This is a genomic window from Rubeoparvulum massiliense (genome assembly GCF_001049895.1).
GTDB classification, from domain to species: Bacteria; Bacillota; Bacilli; order Rubeoparvulales; family Rubeoparvulaceae; genus Rubeoparvulum; species Rubeoparvulum massiliense.
This window is the reverse complement of record NZ_CVPE01000006.1, coordinates 566,730-587,228: the sequence shown is the minus strand read 5'-3', so window position 1 is coordinate 587,228 and position 20,499 is coordinate 566,730. Positions and strand designations below refer to the sequence as shown.

Here is a 20,499-nt window from a genome sequence, read left to right as displayed (position 1 = left end):
GCGATGTTCGTTATTTTGGTCTATGATTTTGAGCAGAAACGTGTTGCTAAAGCTTTGAAAATTGCTAGGAAGTATTTATACTGGGTACAGAACTCAGTACTTGAGGGTGAAATCTCACAAGCCAATTATGTTAAATTAAAAATGGAGCTAGAAAATCTGATGGATCCAGAATATGATTCTGTGATTATCTATACCTTTCGGACGAAGAAATATTCAGATCGGATTGAAATGGGTCTGAGAAAAGGTGGAGAAGATAATATTCTTTGAAGAGGATGTGGAGAATGCGTTTAAAGATCACTTTTCGACCACAACATGGTCAACTCACATTGCCAATTCATTATCACGAAATTGTTCAAGGGTTCTTTTATCGTTCAATTCAGGATTTTGATTTAGCACATTTTTTGCATGAGATTGGTTTTGTTTATGAAAAACGGGTTTATAAACTCTTTACCTTTAGTCGTTTAGAAGGTTCCTATCGCATTTTAAAAAAGGAGAAACAGATTCAATTTTTAGAGCGTGTGGAGCTATCGATCTCTTGTGTAGTTAATGAACTGATTGAAGACTTATCCAATCGCTTTGTATTAGGACAAAATCTTCAGCTATGGGGTCAGCCTATCATTATTGAGGAAGTAGCGACGAGTCAGCTAACGGCGTTGGAACAAGACAAATACGAAATTAGAATGCTGTCACCTTTAACCATCTATAGTACCTTTGAGAATGTAGAAGGTGTTCAGAAGACTCAATTTATCTCACCTTTTGATAGTCACTTTTCAGATATGATTGAACAGAATTTTTATAAAAAATATATGGCCTATTACCATCGCCAACCTGATGGGAGAATGAAAATCACACCACAGAAGGTGACCATGAAGGATCGTGTTGTAACAAAGTATAAGAATTTGTATTTAACAGGCTGGATGGGGCAGTATACGATTGAGAGTTCATTCGATACATTACAATTCTTATATGATGTGGGGATAGGTGCTAAAAACCCTCAAGGATTCGGTATGTTTGAGATTCTTTAATACCTTTTCACCTTGTCGTCGATCGGGAGTAGCGTAGTAAACCCCGGAGATCGACGACATTGTATTTTATTAGTAAAATCGAGATAAAACCAAGCATATCAAGGGTTAGCATGATTATGTATTTCGCGTTGGGTTGCTTTCAAAGGAAGAATTGACTATATTGTATTTGAAGAGAATGTTGATTTATTAGGGTTTTTCATGGGTTTGTATCGTAACTATGAGGAATTGAAACCCTCTGCAAGTACTTGATCCTTATCGCCAACGATGAGTTTGTATCGTAACTATGAGGAATTGAAACGTTGGCTCATCAAGAGTGGAGAAAATCTACTAGAAGCGTTTGTATCGTAACTATGAGGAATTGAAACCTATTCACTGATAAACGGTATATGAATAGACAAACCTGTTTGTATCGTAACTATGAGGAATTGAAACGCAAATCGAAGAACCCACCTAACACCGTACCAAATCAAGTTTGTATCGTAACTATGAGGAATTGAAACACATTAGCTTGCACCTCCAAAGAATTTTCTGGTGCCGTTTGTATCGTAACTATGAGGAATTGAAACATCGCAAAAAGCATGGAAAAAGGATGGTTCGGAAGCGTTTGTATCGTAACTATGAGGAATTGAAACTCTTCCAGCATTTCTACCTTTGTTCGAATGAACTCTTCTGAGTTTGTATCGTAACTATGAGGAATTGAAACTAGGGATGGTGAAGGGTATGTCTGCGATTGCATAAACGGTTTGTATCGTAACTATGAGGAATTGAAACACAGAGCTAAGCGCGAACGCGCTCGTCAAGGAAGAACGTTTGTATCGTAACTATGAGGAATTGAAACAGAACTACGATACTGCCTAACTCCACATCGTATTTTGGTTTGTATCGTAACTATGAGGAATTGAAACCTCGCTTTTCGCTCCCTAACAAGGGAGTCGTCTATATCAGTTTGTATCGTAACTATGAGGAATTGAAACCGGTGGGAAAGGGGGTGAGTAATGAATGAAAATCGAGGTTTGTATCGTAACTATGAGGAATTGAAACGGTGTTACGGTGGAGACACCAACCGGGGCACAAAGTAAGTTTGTATCGTAACTATGAGGAATTGAAACATATAACTATCCAAGTATTGCAACCGTCCTTGCAGCGTTTGTATCGTAACTATGAGGAATTGAAACTAGAGGTAGCATATCCAATACCATATCCAAAAACATGTTTGTATCGTAACTATGAGGAATTGAAACAAGTTGGGGAAGGAGACCTATGGGACCATGCCCATTGGTTTGTATCGTAACTATGAGGAATTGAAACTGACCTCCCATAAGGTCATGGGCGGAAGCGGAAGCGGTTTGTATCGTAACTATGAGGAATTGAAACTTCATGGTCAGAAATTGACCACCCCCCCGGTCAGAAGTTTGTATCGTAACTATGAGGAATTGAAACAAGTCGTATCGTATCTGCTGTATGTGGCTACTGTGATGGTTTGTATCGTAACTATGAGGAATTGAAACAAGCTATTAAATGTGCCTTGTCCATTGGATTAATTGTGTTTGTATCGTAACTATGAGGAATTGAAACATAGCAACTTCTGTTTTACCGATCCCCCCCCGAAAAAGTTTGTATCGTAACTATGAGGAATTGAAACGGTGTATTTTCCGCAGTGTGGGGAGTAAGGAAGTTGAAGTTTGTATCGTAATTATGAGGAATTGAAACAGAATTGTCTTTAGCTTGTTCATAGGTGAAATTGCTGTTTGTATCGTAACTATGAAGCTTACTTTGCAACAATAGTAGTACAATATCTGGCAATCTCATCCTCTTTACAACAAACAAAATTTTAATAATCGTATTGCATGAGACGCCGGATAAGCAGGAATTACTTGTGGCGTTATCTTGTGACATTGAAAAGTGAACACTCCAGGGTCAGGTCTTTAACACTTTAAGATCAGGTTGCGCTTGAAGCTATGACTTCCAAGATAGAGTGCTTCCTCTCACTCTCACACTGAAAGCATCTATTTCATAGGGAGCAGGTAATAATGAAATGAATTGACAATCTGTCAGTTAAACGATATGCTCCTTATTAGGAGGGGAGATCGTATGCGTGATGTGAAAGATCCGGAGGTTCGCAGAGCAGAAATTATGGAAGCAGCACTCCGATTGTTTGCAGAAAAAGGTTTTTTGAACACGACAACACAGGATATTATTGATGAAGTAAAAATATCTCGTGGTTTACTCTATTACCATTTCGAAAACAAGGAGGATATTCTATACTGCTTAGTTGAAAAATATTCAGAACCTTTGCTCCGTCGTTTATCAGCCATTTCATATGACGAAGAGAAATCTGCACTTGAAAAAGTTCGTTCTTTCATTGATGCTACAATGATTTCACCGGATACCATTACAAAAGAAATGATTGAGTTGCAAAAGAATGTTGACCTTGAACAGAATCACTACATGATGGATCGCTTCTCACATAGATTCTCCAATATGGTTACATCTTACTTTTCGCATATCATTGAGCAAGGTATTGCAGAAGGTGTTTTTCATGTAACATATCCACTGGAAACAGCAGCCTTTTTAATGACAGGCTATGTCTTTGTAGCCAATGATGTTAAGGCTTTGCCTATGGAAATTGAACAACTTATTCAATATGTAACCGCTTATAAGGAATTATTGGAACGTGTATTAGGTGTAGAAACACCAATTTTTACGAATAGATAAACCAATGAACAGCATGTCATTGTGTATTCTTATCTCTTAAACTGACAACTTGTCAATTCAGCTGAACATCGGAAAGAAGTCTCCCACTTCTAAGTGTTAGCATGGGTGGAGAATTGTTCATGAAATGTTTTAGACGATAGTCTGGACTATCGTAATTTTTATACTATTTAACTGACATTATGTCAGTAAAGGAGGAGTATGGATGTTAGAAATAAAAAACCTTACGAAAGTTTACAACGGTACAAAAAAGGCGGTTGACAATCTAAGTATTTCGATCAAGGCTGGCGATATTTTTGGCTTTATCGGAGCAAACGGTTCTGGAAAAACATCAACGATCAAAGCAGTAGTTGGAATCCATGACTTTGAAGGTGGAGAAATTTTCATTGATGGTCATTCCATCAAAAAGGAGCCGATCGCTTGTAAATCCTTGCTCGCCTATATCCCTGATAATCCCGACTTATACGAACACCTAACGGGGTATCAATACATCAACTTTATTGCTGATCTGTATGATGTCTCAACTTCTGAGCGGAAATCGAGAATTCAGAAATATGGAGATCTTTTTGAAATGACCCCTAGCCTGCGTCATATCATTTCTTCCTACTCGCATGGTATGAAGCAACGGACCGCAATTATTGCAGCCATGACGCATTCTCCAAAGCTCTTAATATTGGACGAACCTTTTGTCGGACTTGATCCGAAAGGTGCTTTTACGCTGAAACAGATTATGCAAGAATGTGTGTCTAGCGGAGGAGCGATCTTTTTTTCCACTCATATTCTTGATGTTGCAGAAAAGCTTTGCAATAAGATTGCGATTATCAAGGAAGGGAAGCTGATCGCTAGTGGGCTTACAGAGAATGTGAAAGGGAATCGCTCCTTGGAAGCATTCTTTATGGAGGTGCAGGAAGCATGAGTATAACAGGACTCTTGTTGAGGACGCAATTACTTAATTATTTTTCCGCCAATGAGATATTAGAACCAGAGAGCAAGAAAAGGAATACGGCTGTCATTGTCGGATTGGGCGTTTTGACAATGGTACTGTTCCTTTGTACTTATAACATACTGACTGCAACTACATTGGTTCAGATGGGAGAGGAGAAGCTAATTCCAGCCTATATGGTTGCCATATCCAGCTTCCTCATCTTACTTCTGACCATGTTCCGCTCCAATGGCATTCTCTTTGGTAGCAAGGATTATGATATGCTATCCGCGCTTCCGATTAAGGCTAGCGACATTATCAGTAGTAAGTTTTTGTTTATGTATCTCCTAAACCTTGTTATTTCTTTTGTCTTTATGGTGCCAGGGGGAATTGTTTGGATACTAAACTCTCCACTGAATATTCCACATCTGCTTCTCTATTTCATCGCCGTATTCTTTGTTCCCCTTATTCCCATGTCGATTGCGGCGGTGATAGGAGTGCTGATCGTTGTTGTTTCATCAAGGTTCAAAAAGAAGACCCTATTCTCTTTGATATTCTCGTTCGTAGCCCTCGGAATGGTTGGATATTTTGGATTCTCTAGCATGCAATCGGGACATGAGCCTGGCAATCTTGGTTCAATGCTCGCAGGGCAAATAAGCAGTATGTACCCTTTATCAAAATGGTTTCTTTCAAATGCGAATCAGCATATGCTGATTAGTATGGGCAGCTTTATCATTATATCTACAATCACCTTTTTCATTTTTATCAAAGTAATCGGAGCGAAGTATGGCCGAATCAATTTTTTCGTCACTTCCAGCGTACAACACACTGTCAGAAGGAAAGAAAGTCTAAAACAGCGCTCAAGCCTTCAAGCGTTATATCAAAAAGAGTGGGGACGCTTTTTCAGTTCATATATGTATGTATTGAACACTGGGCTTGGTGTAGTTATGTTGTGTGTTTTCAGCATCTTATTGCTTCTTATATCTCCTGAAGAATTGGGCGAATATACTGGCATGGAGGATATGAACAGATTTCTTGGGCAGTATGCGCCAATTATGGTTAGTATGTTGCTGTCATTGAGCAACCCAGCTGCATCCTCCATTTCTTTAGAAGGAAAAAACATCTGGATTTTGCAAAGCTCCCCAGTATCAGTGAAAACCATTTTGAACAGTAAACTTGCCGTCAATCTCACTTTACATGGTTTCGCCTATATCATTGCCGTTCTGTCAATAACAGCACGCATAAAAATGGAAGCATGGCAGATGATAAGCTTGCTATTCGTACCAATAGCCTATTCACTCTTTACCATAGTGATTGGCATTTTCTTGAACCTAAGGTACCCCAATTATGAATGGGACAATGAAATGATGGTTGTCAAACAGAGCATCCCTGTCATTGCATCTAGTCTACTCTGTATGATTGCTGTAGCTGTTCCAGTAATGCTCAATTGGTTTCTAGCTTTCCCACTCATGCCAACGCTTTGGGTTTCTTCTGTAATTCTTCTTATTATAGCAGGTCGCTTATATCACAAGGTCTGCACAGCCAATTTTTTCTAAACGGATTATTAAGTCTGGTAATAAGAATGACTAAGGCTCAAGGGGAAGCTGATATGGATATGATTGAAAATAAGTTTTTCGTAATAATAAAGAAGAAGAGCAATAAATTTCTTACATCGATATCAATGGTTACAAGAGCATAAGCATCAATGATATGTTTGCTGATGATTTATCCCACAAAGTAAGGAAATTAGCGTACATTCTACTTTAATATGAAACTAAAGATTATTTGACACCATGTCGTCGATCGGGAGTAGCGTAGTAAACCCTAGAGATCGACGACATTGAATTTTTAATTATAATTTAGAAAAAACCAAGCGTAACAAGGTGTAGCGCATTTTTGTTATTATATCTAGGTTGCTTGCAAAGGGAAGATTGACTATATTGTATTTGAGGAGAATCTTGATTTATCAGGGCTTTTATGGGTTTGTATCGTAACTATGAGGAATTGAAACGGAAAAAAACGATACAGTTTTTTGGATAAGGATACAGTTTGTATCGTAACTATGAGGAATTGAAACTCTTTCAAAAACTGGTATACCTTGTGTGGTGTCCCTTGTTTGTATCGTAACTATGAGGAATTGAAACTATCTAAGGGCTGTCCACATTTCTCGCAACGGCCATCGTTTGTATCGTAACTATGAGGAATTGAAACTTCCTAATCTACTTGTACAAGATACTCGTATATTTTGTTTGTATCGTAACTATGAGGAATTGAAACACGTGATCATAGGGGCTGAGACTTCTGGTTTGTCTAGTTTGTATCGTAACTATGAGAAATTGAAACAGGAGATGGCGGTCAAATACCAGGTGAGTGCATCGTGGTTTGTATCGTAACTATGAGGAATTGAAACTCAAGTAGAATCGAGAATCCCAGACCGATTTGCTTTAGTTTGTATCGTAACTATAAGGTACTCAAATCCTACTTATCTATCAGTTCATTCTAATCTAATAAAAAACGTCTTCGATTCAATTGTAAGCCTACGCGCTTTGAATGAATGGGCAGATCCATAATTAATTACTTTTGTGAACCAGGTTTGTATAATGTGCCAAAGAGACATTCAGGACAGTATGCTGGTGGATTGACAATTTCCACTTTAAGCATCATATCGATTTCATTTTCTTGTGGTGGTTCTGTTACTATAAAGTCGGGTAGAAATAATAAGCCGTTCAGGTTATTTAGCCTTTCTTAGATAACGTTTGAATTTTGAATGTTGCAAAAATTGTGTTAGAATTTTTCTCTTATGAATCCATATTTCCTCAATGTCCTTTTACTTGAATAAGAACGCGATTAGCTAATTACTCTGACCCTGTTTTCGATTAAACATTAAAGGTATAAATAAATATAACGCATATGCAAAAGACATCCATGTTGTAAAAGCAATAACCTGTGATTCATCTAATTTTGGAAAAACCATATGGTGATTAGATATAGAAAATGTGTCCAACGCTAAACCAATAATAGTACCAATTACCCCGAACTTTAATGGTGCATTGTTTGTTTTATCGAATAATAAATACATATATGTAACACCCCACAGTAAAACTGCTGTTCCAACTAATAATAAGAAAATGCTGAAAACAAACTCATTTGTAACTGGACTGAAGAGAACGTATTCCCCAAAAAGCCTAAAAAATAATGTGGCAAAGAACCACACTAAAACACCCCATATTGCCGTGAATAAATAACCTTTCATTATTCGCTCACCTTACTTTTCAAATTATTAAGGGCGCTAACGAATTGCTCAAATTCCTTGTATGTTTTTTCAATTGGAAAATCTTTTTGTAATAATGCCTGTAATGCCAATCCGTCAACAAGAGCATTTAAGAAAATTCCCCATGTCTCAAGTGAAACTCCTTCTATCGGTGATTCTGTCCACAATTTAGTTAAATTACCAGTTAGAGCCTTGTTTTCTATCATAATAATTTCGCTAAGTTTACCTTTGATTTTTTCATTATTAAAACTTGAAGCAACTAATGAGAAAAATAATTTATGAAAATACGAATCATATGAACAACGACTTTTAGCAGATGCAAGAGCTTGCTCAATCACAGCTTCATTACTTTGAGATATTTCGTGCCAACTTGATTCACAAATATCTTGCACAATATCGACTAACAACTGTTCCTTCGTTCTAAAATGGTAATAGATTGTACCTTGTGTAACTCCTGCCGTTTCAGCCACTGCTCTTAATGTGAATTTTTCAATACCTTTATCAACCAAACACTTTTTTGCACATTTAATTAAATCGCCCTTACTTATCACATTTGGTTTTGCCATTTTTTCACCGCCATTTAGTTATTTGACTAACTAACTATATATTAACATATAGAAAAAATATTACAATCATTTTCTCATTAAAATCCCTATTCCACCAAATATTATGATGTGTTGTTAAAGTGTTATTGAGTTATTCAAACAGTATTTCCACTATATATTCCGAAGATCGGAAAAGGAAAAAAGATAGAGTATCGTGATTAAATAAGAAAGCATATAGCTAAACAGGATGGTAGCAAAGACGGGGTAATTATTCTGAAATATTATGGGTAAAAAAATGATTTCATAAACACTTTTATTGATTCACTGTAAATACGCCCCGTTATTTAAGGGCATAATACCACTTCTCTTATTCGTTTTTAACAGCATTTTCCTCACCCTATAATCAACCGCTCCTCTGGATAATGATAAGAACGGGGCTTCTCGTGGGCGAAGAAGAGGAGGAAGGAGACGATACCGATCCGTCCGATGAACATGGTGATGATGAGCAGAATCTTGCTCAATGGGGCTAGTTCAGCCGTAATTCCCATGCTTAAGCCGGTGGTACCAAAGGCGGAGGTCACTTCAAAGATCACCTCTACGAGGGAATGCTGATGAAGCTCGATGCTATCCACCAGAATGATCATGGTACCAGTAAGAATGATGGCAGTAGCGAAGACGACAAAGCTCTTGATGATATCATCATGGGCGATGCGCCGTCCAAAGATATTGATCTCCCGCTCACCACGAGCATATTGTAAGATCGTTAGGAGGATCACAAAGAGTGTAGTGGTACGAATCCCACCGCCGACACTAGAAGGGCTAGCTCCAATAAACATGAGGATGGATAGGAAAAAGAGTGTCGACGTGGAGAACTGAGAGACATCACTGATAGAGAACCCTGCGTTACGCGCTGTGACAGAATAGAATAAGGAATCATAGAGTGCCTTCCAACTGCTTACGTCTGCGAAGATGTGAGTTCGTTCTAATAAAAAGATGCTTATTGCACCGATAATCATAATGGTAGTAAAGACGAGGGTAGTTACCTTCGTATATAATGAGAAACGGAAATGATGACGATGCTCTGAAGTGAGATACGCCTTCAGCTCTAATAAGACTGGAAAGCCGAGTCCACCCATGACAATTAAGAGCATGGTCAGGGCTGTAAAGAAGGAATCACTTCGAAAATTAATTAAGGAGCTATTCCCAAAGATATCAAAGCCTGTATTGGTAAAGGCAGAGATTCCATGGAAAATCCCATGAAAGTAGGCGCCATACCATGCCTCATAGGGGTTTTTCAACCAGAGATATGTGCCGAAGATGAGTCCAGCCACCAATTCAATGGTCAGAGAGAAGAAAAGGACAAACCGCATTACTCGTACTAACCCAGCTAGATCATTCCGATTATGGTCGATCATCATCAATTTGCGCTCTCTGAGCCCGATCTTCTCACCGAGGAGTAACCAGATGAAGGTGCCCAGCGTCATCAAGCCGATCCCTCCGAATTGAATAAGAACCATGATGATTAGCACGCCAAATGGGGTAAAGGTATCAGCAATGGTGACGGTGGTGAGTCCTGTTACACTAATGGCACTCATGGAAGTAAATAATGCATCCAACCAAGAGAGGTGGATGCCTGATTCAATGGCGAAGGGAAGTTTCAAGAGCAGGGTACCTAAGATTGTTGCCACAAAATAGCTTATTACGATGACTTGGTAGGATGAAAATCGGATTTTACCACGGATGTCACGCATAAAAATAACCCTCTTCCCTTTGAAGAATATGTAGTTATGAAACACTGCGTTTCCGTTTCACAATGATGTAGACGATATAAATAACGACCAGCACTAAAGCGATAAGGATGGAGACCCAATCCATATTGGCTTTAATAAAGTCGATTCCCGCTTGTCCAAAGTAATAGATCATGACACCACTAAACATGAAGCGTGCACCCCGCCCGATAGCGGACCAGAAAAGTAAGGAGAAAAGACGGATCTCAAATACTCCTGCAGCGATAGTAAAGACCTTATAGGGAATGGGTGTAACCGCTGCAATCAGGATGGCTACGGCACCATACTTCTGGAACAATTCCTCAACACGGTTGACTGTGGCTTCCTTAAAGAAGCGATGAAGTAAGGGACGGCCAGCCCATTTCCCAATATAGAAGCCCAAAATACTGCCGAGCACACTACCGATGGTTACCACCAAACCGTACCAGAGAGCCTTCTCCATATGAAGTAAGGAGAGGGCGATCTGAAATACATCGGGAGGAATGGGGAAGAAAGAAGACTCCATGAAGGCGATGATAAATAATCCCCATGAGCCTACATCAACAAGCCAGTTGGTAATTGAATCAATCATATCGGTTAGCATTAGTAATCTCCTTTGAAAATATTCCACAGATTTAGATTCTTACAATGATAGTAAGAAGTGAACTGGTTGACAGGTGTGGGATATGGTATAATCGTCAACAGGTTTCTACTTATTATAGCTTGATATCTTTTAATTGGAAACAGGTGAAACGATGTCATCCTTCTTTCATTTTGATCTTGAATCCTTATTATTTCGTGTTGTAGCCTTTACGCTTGCCTTCACCATTCATGAATGGGCTCATGCGTTTGTAGCAACACGTCTTGGTGATCGCACTGCCTTGATGGCGGGTCGATTGACCTTGAACCCCATTGCCCATGTGGATCCCTTGGGGTTGTTGATGATCCTTTTTGGCCCTTTCGGTTGGGCGAAGCCTGTACCAACCAATCCCAGTCGATTTCGCGGTAATATCCGCCGAGGCATCCTCCTGGTTTCCCTTGCAGGTCCCATCTCCAATCTGATCCTGGCTATCCTCTTTGCCATTATTTTTTCGCAAACATCTATGAGCACGTGGATCATAACCTATGGCGATCATTCAATACAAGCTTTATTCACATACATTGTCTGGTATTCCATTATGATCAATACAGCACTCTTCGTATTTAATATGTTGCCTGTCGCTCCCCTTGATGGTTCAAAGGTGTTACATAGCTTATTACCACTACGTTATGATTGGAAATTACAGCACTATCAGCAATATGGACCATTCATCCTGTTACTCATCGTCTTCATCGATCCGCTACGGGAGTTTTTACTGGGGCGGCCACTACTGTGGGTGATGGATTTTGTGATGAAGTTAGGAGGCATGTAGAATGGCTGTCGTTGTGAAGTTATCAGCATTTGAAGGTCCATTAGACTTACTCCTCCATCTCATTGAAAAAGCCGAAGTGGATATCTACGATATCCCCATTGCCCAAATCACGGCACAATATCTTGAGTCCTTAGAGCAGATGCGGGATCTACAATTGGATGTGACCAGTGAGTTTCTGGTCATGGCAGCTACATTACTTGCCATAAAGAGTAAGATGCTCCTTCCGAAGCCTGAGCTTTCCCAGGCTGAAGAGCTTGATGAGACTGGGGACCCTCGGGATGAGCTAGTTCAGCGCTTACTTGAGTATAAAAAATTTAAGGAAGCAGCGCGTCTCCTGCAAGAACGTGAAGGTGAGCGCAGTCAAATTTTCACACGTCCTCCCATGGATCTTTCTCAATGGGTAGATGGGGAGCAACCGAATCCAGTAGCCAATGTGACGGTTTATCACTTACTTGAGGCTTTTCGCAATGTCTTAATGCGGGTGGAAGCACCAGAGCCTGTTGTGGAGATTCAACGGGAAGAGATCTCGGTGCGGGAACGGAGCGAAGAAATATTACAGATGCTTCGCACAGAAGATCATATCCTCTTTTCCCAATTATTTGCCGAGGGTTGTTATCGCTCCCATGTGGTTGTTACCTTTATCTCGCTCTTAGAGCTCATGAAGCTGCAGCAGATTCAATGTAAGCAATCCTATTTATTTTCGGATATTGAAATTCAACTGAATCCCAATTGGAGAGAGGGGAGAGCGTAGATGGAAGTTCAAGAAATCAAAGCGGTGATGGAAGGCTTGCTCTTCGTCAGTGGGGATGAAGGGATGGAAGCGAAGGAGCTCGCCCATATTTTAGAGCTAGAGGAGGAGATGGTTATCGATCTAATCTATGACCTCCAAGCCGATTTTGATCGTGAGGGTCGAGGCTTACAGATCGTCCAGCTCGCCCATACCTTTCAATTGACGACGCGTCCTGATCACTATCCGTATTTCAAGAAGCTGGCAGAGTCGCCCCATACCAGTACACTCTCTCAGGCCGCTTTAGAGACGCTAGCCATCGTCGCCTATCGTCAGCCCATCACCCGTCCAGAGATCGAAGAGATTCGCGGTGTGAAATCAGAGCGAGCCATTCAGACGCTAGTTGCCAAGGAACTGATTGAAGAAGTGGGGCGACAAGAGGGGAGTGGGCGACCCATTCTCTATGGGACCAGCCGTCAGTTCCTCGATTACTTTGGCCTCTCACGATTGGAGGATTTACCACCACTACCCGAGACCATCCTTGATGATGAGCGTTTTGAAGAAGAGAAGGCACGATTATTACAAATGTTAGATGATGATTCAGCAAGCACATCCTCCTAAAAAGGGGGATGTGCTTTTTTTCATACTCAAAGACAAGCTGCATATATATGGAATGTACAAGCAAAGGGGTGGTAAACATGATGTGGGGACGGATCCTTAGGATGGTCATGGTGGTATTGATTCTTAATCTATTTCGTTATAGCATGCTGGAGGTAAAGGCCGTACCAGAACCACCAAGTCATTCTGCAAAAGCAGCGATCTTGTTCGAGCTAACTAGCGGTCGGATTCTCTATGAGGATAATGTAGACGAACAGCGGAGCATCGCTAGTGTAACCAAGGTGATGACCGCAATCATTGCTATTGAGCATGGCAATCTTCAGGATAAGGTAACAACCAGTGAGAATGCCTATGGCATGGAGGGCTCCTCCATTTATCTACGATTGAATGAGAGCTTAACCCTTGAAGATATGCTCTATGGGCTCATGCTAATCTCAGGAAATGATGCAGCGGTAGCCATTGCAGAGCATATCGGTGGCTCTGTGGAGGGCTTTGCCATCCTGATGAATGAGAAAGCCCGTGAGCTAGGAATGCGGGATACACAATTAAGTAACCCCCATGGCTTAGAAGCACCCAATCACTATTCAACGGCACGTGATCTGGCACTTCTGACCAGTTATGCCATGAAGAATGAGACCTTTCGTAAAATTGTGGGTACCGTACGTAAGGAGGCACCCTATGAGGGGGAATCATACAACCGAGTCTGGATTAATAAGAATCGCATGCTCTACCGTTATGATGGAACCATCGGCGTAAAAACTGGTTTTACGACGCAAGCAGGTCGAACTTTAATCACCGCTGCGGAACGGAATGGTCTTCAGTTAGGGGTGGTTACCCTCGCTGATGGAGATGACTGGCGGGATCATGCAGCATTTTATGATTATGGCTTTGCCAACTATCAAATGTATACCTTAGTGGAACCTGAAACCAATCTCTCTCAGCTTTCCATCGAGCAAGGCTTTCTCTTACCAGCAGATGCTAAGATAACCACTACCTTTCGTTATCCTTTACTACCTGAAGAAGAAGGAGCCATCTCCTATCATTTTGTTCCCTTTGATCAAAAGACTAGGGAGGCGAGCTTTGATCAAGTGGGCATTCTTCAGATCAAGCTCCAAGGGAGGAGCGTTGGGCAAATTCCAGTATGGCGTGGAGCGGAAACAGATGCTGCAAGCATCAGTGATGTGAAAGAGAGGAATTGGGTTGATGTATGGTGGCGTTCGTTCTTCCGCGTTTCTTTTGTGACTGTGGGGGGAAAACGATGATCAATCTAATCTGGATGCTATTGATTGTAATCGGTGTGGTAGTTGCTGGAGTGAATGGAAGGATGGAAGAGGTAAATCAAGCGCTATTTGCGGGGGCTCAACAAGGGGTCACATTGAGTTTAACCTTGGCAGGCTTCTTAATCTTTTGGTTAGGGATGATGAAGATCGCAGAGGTGGCTGGGATGATTCAGAAGCTTGGTGCATGGATGCGTCCCTTGCTACATCGGATCTTTCCCTCCATCCCTGCTAATCATCCAGCCATGGGCTATATCGTATCCAATATGACCGCTAATCTCCTTGGCCTTGGTAATGCTGCCACGCCCATGGGGATCAAGGCGATGGAAGCGCTCCAATCCCTCAATAAGGATAAAGAGACAGCCTCACCGGCCATGTGTACACTTGTAGCCATCAATACTGCTAGTTTGACACTTGTGCCGCTTATGGTCATTGGTGTACGTCTCCAATATGGCTCCTTTGCTGCTACTGAAATTGTGGCCCCTGCTATTATTGCCACCACATGCTCAACGCTGGTTGCCATCCTCGTTGATCGGCACTTTCGCAGGAAAAACTGGAGAAGTCCATAGAGGAGGGCTTTGAATGAATCAGGTAATGAACCTCCTTTCTCAGTGGTCCATTCCCCTTCTACTCTCTACCATTCTCCTTCTTGGCTATTGGAAGAAGGTTCCGCTCTTTTCCACATTTATTGAGGGAGCAGGGGAAGGCTTTCGCATGGCGGTGCAGATCATGCCTCCTTTAGTAGGGATGCTGGTTGCCATTCAGATCTTTCGGGCATCTGGGGCAATGGATTTGATTTTAATGCCATTCGTTCCACTCCTTCAGTTTTTTCAGGTTCCTCCCGATGTCTTGCCACTGGCCATCCTTCGACCTCTCTCTGGCTCTGGGTCATTAGCGATGATGACTGATTTGATCGCCCAACATGGTCCAGATTCACTGATCGGCCGTATGGCTTCCGTCATTCAAGGTAGTACAGATACGACGTTATACATCCTAACGGTCTATTTTGGTGCGGTGGGCGTTCGTCATGTTCGCTATGCCCTTCAGGTTGGCTTAATCGCCGATCTTGCAGGTTTCCTCGCTGCGATAACCATCACCATGCTGATGTTTGGATAGAGTACCCCACTGGGTACTCTATTCTTGTGCTGAATCCTTGTTCCATGTATGATGATACGAGAGGTGAGACAGATGGAACGATTACAAAAAGTGATAGCCCATGCTGGCATTGCATCAAGAAGAAAAGCAGAAGAGATGATCCGGCAGGGTCGCGTGAAACTGAATGGAAAAATCGTACTAGAAATGGGTGAACTAGTGGATCCAGACCGTGATGAGATCATGGTGGATGGCAAAGCTATTACGCAGGAAAGACTAGTCACCTTTCTTTTTAATAAACCAAGCGGTGTCGTAACAACCATGGATGATCCTCAGGGGCGCCCATGTGTCTCTCAATTTTTTCAGCAGGTACCTCAGCGTGTCTATCCCATTGGACGGCTGGATTTCGAGACGGAGGGCCTATTGCTTGTTAGTAACGATGGGGATCTGGCCTATCGGGTGATGCATCCTCGTTTTGAATTGGACAAGGTCTATCATGCATTGGTTAAGGGAATACCCTCAGAAGGGAAGCTAGAGCATCTTCGTCGTGGCATCCTGTTAGAAGATGGAATGACAGCACCAGCGCAAGCAGAACTACTCCATGTGGACAAGGTAAAGAGTGAAGCTCTATTATCGTTAACCATTCATGAAGGACGAAATCGTCAGGTGCGCCGGATGTGTAAGGCTATCGGTCATCCAGTGCTCCAGCTAACCCGTGTGAAACTAGGCTTTCTTAGCTTAGAGGGTGTGGAAAAAGGAGCCTATCGTCAGCTCACTCCAGCGGAGATTTCACAGTTAAAAAATCTCTTGGAAGCGCGTTCATAATTTGTTCACACTTTAAAACTGGTCACAATTTATTAAACAATTATAATGGAGGTAGAATGTTAAACCTATTTAGATAATAGAAACCTTATTAATGAGGAGAGAAGGTATGGTTAATAAAACTGCAAGAGCGCTGATACTCATTTTACTGACCATCGCCATTGGATTTACCTTCTATCAATTTTATTTTGCCAAAGAAAAAGGAGTGGCATTAGGGGAGCCTGCTCCTGCTTTTACCTTGATGACCATTGATGGGGAAGCGGTCTCCATTGAAGATTTACAAGGTAAGGGGGTACTTCTCAATTTTTGGGGCTGGTGGTGCGAGCCCTGCGAATTAGAGATGCCCTATCTTAATGAAGCATACCAACAGATGAAGGATGAAGATATCGTCATCGTCGGTGTTCATATTGGGGGTACGCCGTTTGAAATCAAACAGTTTCTCACACAGGTACCTGTGCAGTTTCCCATCCTCCATGATGAGCACCGTGCGGTGACACAATTATACGAAATCGGTCCCATTCCTACCTCTTTTTTAATAGATTCAGATGGAATCGTCATTGACAAATTGGTCACGGTTTATACCAGTGTTGATGATGTAATGCGAGATTTAGAAAGGATTAAGCCGTAAGCTGGAGGTGTATAAGTTGAATCATGAAAGCTCATCCGAGAAATGCGAATGCGGCCACTTTAATCCACCGGGTACTATTCTTTGTGAAGCTTGTGGTAAGCCACTCGTAGCGGAACAGGAGAATGATCAATTCTCCATGGATCTCTTACGTAAGGAGATGCGTTACGAGGGGCGAGCACGTAGGTCTCAGGTACATAAAAGAACTGTGGTAGATCACATTTGGAATTTTTTCTCCTCGGTGAAGATTGCCGTCTATCTCATTATTATCGCACTAGTAGCTTCCATTATTGGAACGATTTTGCCACAGGAGCAGTATCTCAAGCCAGGGCAAGTGGCAGAGACCTTCTATGGTGAAACCTATGGCGTCATCGGTGATATTTACTATTTCTTAGGATTCCATGACTTATATGACTCTTGGTGGTATGTAGCCATTCTTCTGATGATTGGTATCTCATTGATTATTTGTAGTCTGGATCGGATGATTCCGCTCTATAAGGCTTTGAATAAGCAGCGACCACGGCGCCATGTGCTTTTTCTTCAGCGTCAAAGAATTGCAGCATCCTCACCTGTTACTACAGAAGAAGGGTTAGAACTCCTTACGGCTGCGAAGGAGCAATTACGAAAAAAAGGGTATCGGATTCGCGAAGATGAGGGTGCCTTACTCGCAGAGAAGAATCGTTTTAGTCGATGGGGTCCTTATGTGAATCATGTGGGTCTGATCATCTTTTTGGTTGGTGTATTGCTCGGTGTCATTCCTGGCTTCTATTTAGATGAAGGAATGTGGTTACGCAAAGGGGAGGTCAAAGCGATTCCAGGTACCGATTACTATCTTCAGAACAATCAATTTTCCTTGGAATTCTATCAACCTGATGAACTTCCAGAAGAACTACCTAATGTGAATCCGAGTACCATTGCAAAGGCCTATCAGACCGATGCTACGCTCTATTATGCACCGATTCCTGGGGATATGAAGGCGCTACAGCCCGTCATGGAGGAACCTATTGAGGTGAATCACCCGTTAAAATATGAGGATCTCATCATCTATCAAAGTAGCTATCAGCAATATATCGAGGCATATAACCTGGAAATTCTTGATGGTGAAACAGAGCAATCCATCGGCCAGTTTTCACTCTCCTTGTACAATCCACAAGAGGTCATTAAGGTGAATGACCAGGTATCGCTTAAACTACTAAAATATTTTCCTGACTATGTGATTTCCGATGGGATTCCAAAGACGGTGTCCCCATATCCCAATAATCCGCTCTTCATCCTCCAGTTGACCACACCTGACCGACCTGAGGGTGAAGTGATCATGGTAACGAATGAACCCGGTCCTTTTATCAGTTTGATCGATACGCCACGATATGCTATCACTCAGCATAAGCCGGATGTGGAATGGATGACAGGGTTAAAGATTAGAATTGATAAGCGGATTCCCTTCGTAGTGGTTGGTGCTACCCTCGTTATGGTAGGGCTTATTATGGGCTTTTACTGGCAGCATCGGCGGATTTGGTTACAGCTACAGGATGGCCAAATCTATTTAGCAGGTTTCACCAATAAAAATTGGTTTGGTTTCCGTCGGGAAGTAGAGGATCTACTTACGAAAGCGAAGCTACCATTTGATCCATTAAACATTGAACGAGGAGGTAAGCAAGAATGAATGAGACTTTAATCCGCCTTAGCGATAATGCCCTCTTTACCTCATTTCTCCTCTACATGCTTGCCATGTTTAGCTTTCTGTTAAGTGTGACAGCTAGAAAAAAACAAGAGGAAAGAGTAGAGCAACGAGCCAAATGGGCTAAGATAGGCTTTGTGATCACAGTGATCGCTGTGGCTTCTCATTTACTTTATATTATTGTTCGTACCATTGCAGGTGGTCACTTCCCAGTTAGTAATATGTTTGAGTTTATGACGTTTTTATCATTTAGTATCGCTCTTGGGTTCATCATTATCTTTGTCATTTATCGTAAAGCTTTTACAGGAGCCTTTGCTCTTCCTTTGGTGATCATTATTCAAGCCTATGCATCCATGTTCCCATCAGAGATTCCTGTTCTCATACCAGCGCTACAAAGCTATTGGTTACCCATCCATGTAAGCACGGCCGCATTAGGACAAGGGCTATTTGCTGTAGGATGCGCAGCAGGAATCTGGTATTTGATTAGTCAAGTTCCGCAGGATAAGCCCACACGCTCTAATCGTACCTTAGAAGGGGTTCTACTCATTGTATTCATGCTGGTTGGTTATATTATTACAGGTCTCTATTTTAATGCCACAGGCTATGAGGCTAATTTTCAACTGGAGAACGGGGCAACGATGACTTATAACAAACCTGCCCTTGCTGGCCCCTATGATGGTGTTCTGGTCACGGAAGGAGCGATGCAACCTTGGTTCAATATTCCTACATGGATGCAAGGGGTCAAAGCAGCTGTGAAATTTAATACCATTGTTTGGTCATTTCTCAGCGGGATTATTCTCTATCTTCTTCTCCGGCTCATTGCGCGGAAACGCTTAGGAGCAGTCATGCGACAATGGATGCTTAAGACCGATGCAGATCTGGTCGATGAGATTAGCTATCGCGCCATCGCCATTGGATTCCCTGTCTATACATTGGGTGCCCTCCTCTTTGCCATGATTTGGGCCCATGAAGCATGGGGCCGTTTTTGGGGCTGGGATCCTAAGGAGGTTTGGGCCTTAATTACCTGGCTTTTCTATAGTGTTTACTTACATCTACGCCTCTCTCGGGGCTGGCAAGGCGAGAAATCTGCTTGGCTCGCAGTGCTTGGCTTTATTATCGTCATGATCACCTTAGTCTTTGTAAATCTTGTAATCGTAGGTTTGCATTCCTATGCATAAACGATATAATTATAACAGTGGAGGCTACTTACGCCATAGAGATAGATGGGTGATTTGGCATCTGCTCTTTAATGAAATGACAGATATTATGAGGTGAAGTCCATGTCCAATGTGCAAAACGAAGAAGCGAAGATCTTAGTAGTAGATGATGAAGAGCGTATTCGGCGGTTACTTCGTATGTATTTAGAACGAGAAAACTATGCCATCGATGAAGCAGAGGATGGAGAGAGCGCCCTACAGATGGCGTTGGATAACGACTATGATCTTATTCTGCTTGATTTGATGTTGCCAGGCATGGATGGCATTGAGGTGTGTGAAGCATTACGGTTAAAAAAATCAACACCGATCATCATGCTCACAGCTAGAGGTGAAGAGGCTAATCGTGTGCAAGGCTTTGAGGTGGGTACAGATGACTATGTTATCAAGCCATTCAGTCCGCGTGAAGTAGTCTATCGTGTGAAGGCACTCCTACGCCGTTCTTCAGCTACGGCCTTCTTAAATACAGAGATGAGTACGAAGTCGGAAATCGTCTTTTCACAGCTAACGATCAATCATGATGCCCATCAAGTACTGGTCAACGATGTAGAGATTAACCTTACTCCAAAAGAGTATGACTTACTCTATTATTTAGCCCAATCACCAGATAAGGTCTTTACTCGGGAGCAATTATTGAAGGATGTATGGCACTACGAGTTTTTTGGTGATCTACGTACAGTGGATACGCATATTAAGCGGCTACGGGAAAAACTAAACCGTCATTCCCCAGAGGCAGCCAATATGATCAAGACCATTTGGGGAATTGGGTATAAACTCGAGGTGCCGAAATAAG

20 protein-coding genes, 1 pseudogene and 2 CRISPR repeat arrays are annotated in these 20,499 nt (G+C 41.8%); of the genes and pseudogenes, 16 read left to right on the top strand and 5 right to left on the bottom strand.

Features of this window, described 5'->3' with window-relative positions; all coding sequences use genetic code 11:
* Positions 1-3: 3 nt before the first annotated feature.
* The 5 genes from cas2 to BN1691_RS10575 all read left to right on the top strand — a co-directional run bounded on the left by cas2 (position 4) and on the right by BN1691_RS10575 (position 6,215).
* On the top strand, positions 4-267 hold the full coding sequence (gene cas2 / locus BN1691_RS10595; RefSeq protein ID WP_048602194.1) for a CRISPR-associated endonuclease Cas2: 264 nt from the start codon (positions 4-6) through the stop codon (positions 265-267).
* Between the two features lie 14 nt (positions 268-281).
* On the top strand, positions 282-1,025 hold the full coding sequence (gene cas6 / locus BN1691_RS10590; RefSeq protein WP_048602193.1) for a CRISPR-associated endoribonuclease Cas6: 744 nt from the start codon (positions 282-284) through the stop codon (positions 1,023-1,025).
* A 202-nt stretch (positions 1,026-1,227) separates the two neighbouring features.
* Positions 1,228-2,735: direct repeats of the CRISPR family, unit length 30 nt; unit sequence GTTTGTATCGTAACTATGAGGAATTGAAAC.
* Positions 2,736-3,116: 381 nt separating this feature from the next.
* Complete coding sequence (locus BN1691_RS10585; RefSeq protein WP_048602192.1) at positions 3,117-3,740, top strand: TetR/AcrR family transcriptional regulator; 624 nt, start codon at positions 3,117-3,119, stop codon at positions 3,738-3,740.
* A 202-nt stretch (positions 3,741-3,942) separates the two neighbouring features.
* Positions 3,943-4,653, top strand: a complete 711-nt coding sequence (locus tag BN1691_RS10580; RefSeq protein WP_048602191.1) for an ABC transporter ATP-binding protein — start codon at positions 3,943-3,945, stop codon at positions 4,651-4,653.
* A complete protein-coding gene (locus tag BN1691_RS10575) occupies positions 4,650-6,215 on the top strand; it encodes a hypothetical protein (protein ID WP_048602190.1) in 1,566 nt (521 codons plus the stop codon). The genes BN1691_RS10580 and BN1691_RS10575 overlap by 4 nt, the downstream gene beginning before the upstream one ends.
* A gap of 425 nt (positions 6,216-6,640) precedes the next feature.
* Positions 6,641-7,136: a CRISPR direct-repeat array (repeat unit 30 nt; unit sequence GTTTGTATCGTAACTATGAGGAATTGAAAC).
* A 34-nt stretch (positions 7,137-7,170) separates the two neighbouring features.
* Here the strand turns inward: BN1691_RS10575 and BN1691_RS15060 are convergent.
* The 5 genes and pseudogenes from BN1691_RS15060 to BN1691_RS10555 all read right to left on the bottom strand — a co-directional run.
* Positions 7,171-7,389 (bottom strand): annotated as a pseudogene (locus BN1691_RS15060) (transposase family protein); the annotation flags it as partial.
* Between the two features lie 121 nt (positions 7,390-7,510).
* The gene (locus BN1691_RS10570; RefSeq protein ID WP_048602189.1) at positions 7,511-7,912 is read right to left on the bottom strand and encodes a DUF5367 family protein; all 402 of its coding nucleotides are present in this window, start codon (positions 7,910-7,912) and stop codon (positions 7,511-7,513) included.
* Positions 7,912-8,496 carry a TetR/AcrR family transcriptional regulator gene (locus BN1691_RS10565; RefSeq protein ID WP_048602188.1) on the bottom strand — a complete coding sequence of 195 codons (585 nt, stop codon included), beginning with the start codon at positions 8,494-8,496 and terminating at the stop codon, positions 7,912-7,914. The genes BN1691_RS10570 and BN1691_RS10565 overlap by 1 nt, the downstream gene beginning before the upstream one ends.
* Positions 8,497-8,867: 371 nt before the next feature.
* The gene (locus BN1691_RS10560) at positions 8,868-10,226 is read right to left on the bottom strand and encodes a TrkH family potassium uptake protein (protein WP_048602187.1); all 1,359 of its coding nucleotides are present in this window, start codon (positions 10,224-10,226) and stop codon (positions 8,868-8,870) included.
* A gap of 34 nt (positions 10,227-10,260) precedes the next feature.
* Positions 10,261-10,845, bottom strand: coding sequence for a YqaA family protein (locus tag BN1691_RS10555; protein ID WP_048602186.1), 585 nt, complete (start codon positions 10,843-10,845; stop codon positions 10,261-10,263).
* 151 nt (positions 10,846-10,996) lie between these two features.
* Between BN1691_RS10555 and BN1691_RS10550 the strand changes: the two genes are divergently transcribed.
* The 11 genes from BN1691_RS10550 to BN1691_RS10500 all read left to right on the top strand — a co-directional run bounded on the left by BN1691_RS10550 (position 10,997) and on the right by BN1691_RS10500 (position 20,498).
* The gene (locus BN1691_RS10550) at positions 10,997-11,653 is read left to right on the top strand and encodes a site-2 protease family protein (RefSeq protein WP_048602185.1); all 657 of its coding nucleotides are present in this window, start codon (positions 10,997-10,999) and stop codon (positions 11,651-11,653) included.
* 1 nt (position 11,654) lies between these two features.
* Positions 11,655-12,404 (top strand): segregation and condensation protein A, encoded by a 750-nt coding sequence (locus BN1691_RS10545; protein WP_048602184.1) that lies wholly within the window; start codon positions 11,655-11,657, stop codon positions 12,402-12,404.
* Complete coding sequence (gene scpB / locus BN1691_RS10540; protein WP_048602183.1) at positions 12,405-13,001, top strand: SMC-Scp complex subunit ScpB; 597 nt, start codon at positions 12,405-12,407, stop codon at positions 12,999-13,001.
* 80 nt (positions 13,002-13,081) lie between these two features.
* Positions 13,082-14,260, top strand: a complete 1,179-nt coding sequence (locus tag BN1691_RS10535; protein WP_076850217.1) for a D-alanyl-D-alanine carboxypeptidase family protein — start codon at positions 13,082-13,084, stop codon at positions 14,258-14,260.
* Positions 14,257-14,844 (top strand): nucleoside recognition domain-containing protein, encoded by a 588-nt coding sequence (locus BN1691_RS10530; protein ID WP_048602182.1) that lies wholly within the window; start codon positions 14,257-14,259, stop codon positions 14,842-14,844. Before BN1691_RS10535 ends, BN1691_RS10530 begins: the two co-directional genes overlap by 4 nt.
* A 13-nt stretch (positions 14,845-14,857) precedes the next feature.
* A complete protein-coding gene (locus tag BN1691_RS10525) occupies positions 14,858-15,391 on the top strand; it encodes a spore maturation protein (protein WP_048602181.1) in 534 nt (177 codons plus the stop codon).
* 72 nt (positions 15,392-15,463) lie between these two features.
* Positions 15,464-16,192, top strand: a complete 729-nt coding sequence (locus tag BN1691_RS10520; RefSeq protein ID WP_048602180.1) for a pseudouridine synthase — start codon at positions 15,464-15,466, stop codon at positions 16,190-16,192.
* 106 nt (positions 16,193-16,298) lie between these two features.
* Complete coding sequence (resA, locus tag BN1691_RS10515; protein ID WP_048602179.1) at positions 16,299-16,817, top strand: thiol-disulfide oxidoreductase ResA; 519 nt, start codon at positions 16,299-16,301, stop codon at positions 16,815-16,817.
* 16 nt (positions 16,818-16,833) lie between these two features.
* On the top strand, positions 16,834-18,477 hold the full coding sequence (locus BN1691_RS10510; protein ID WP_048602178.1) for a cytochrome c biogenesis protein ResB: 1,644 nt from the start codon (positions 16,834-16,836) through the stop codon (positions 18,475-18,477).
* Complete coding sequence (gene ccsB / locus BN1691_RS10505; protein WP_048602177.1) at positions 18,474-19,670, top strand: c-type cytochrome biogenesis protein CcsB; 1,197 nt, start codon at positions 18,474-18,476, stop codon at positions 19,668-19,670. The genes BN1691_RS10510 and ccsB overlap by 4 nt, the downstream gene beginning before the upstream one ends.
* Before the next feature lie 102 nt (positions 19,671-19,772).
* Complete coding sequence (locus BN1691_RS10500; protein WP_048602176.1) at positions 19,773-20,498, top strand: response regulator transcription factor; 726 nt, start codon at positions 19,773-19,775, stop codon at positions 20,496-20,498.
* Position 20,499 lies beyond the last annotated feature (1 nt).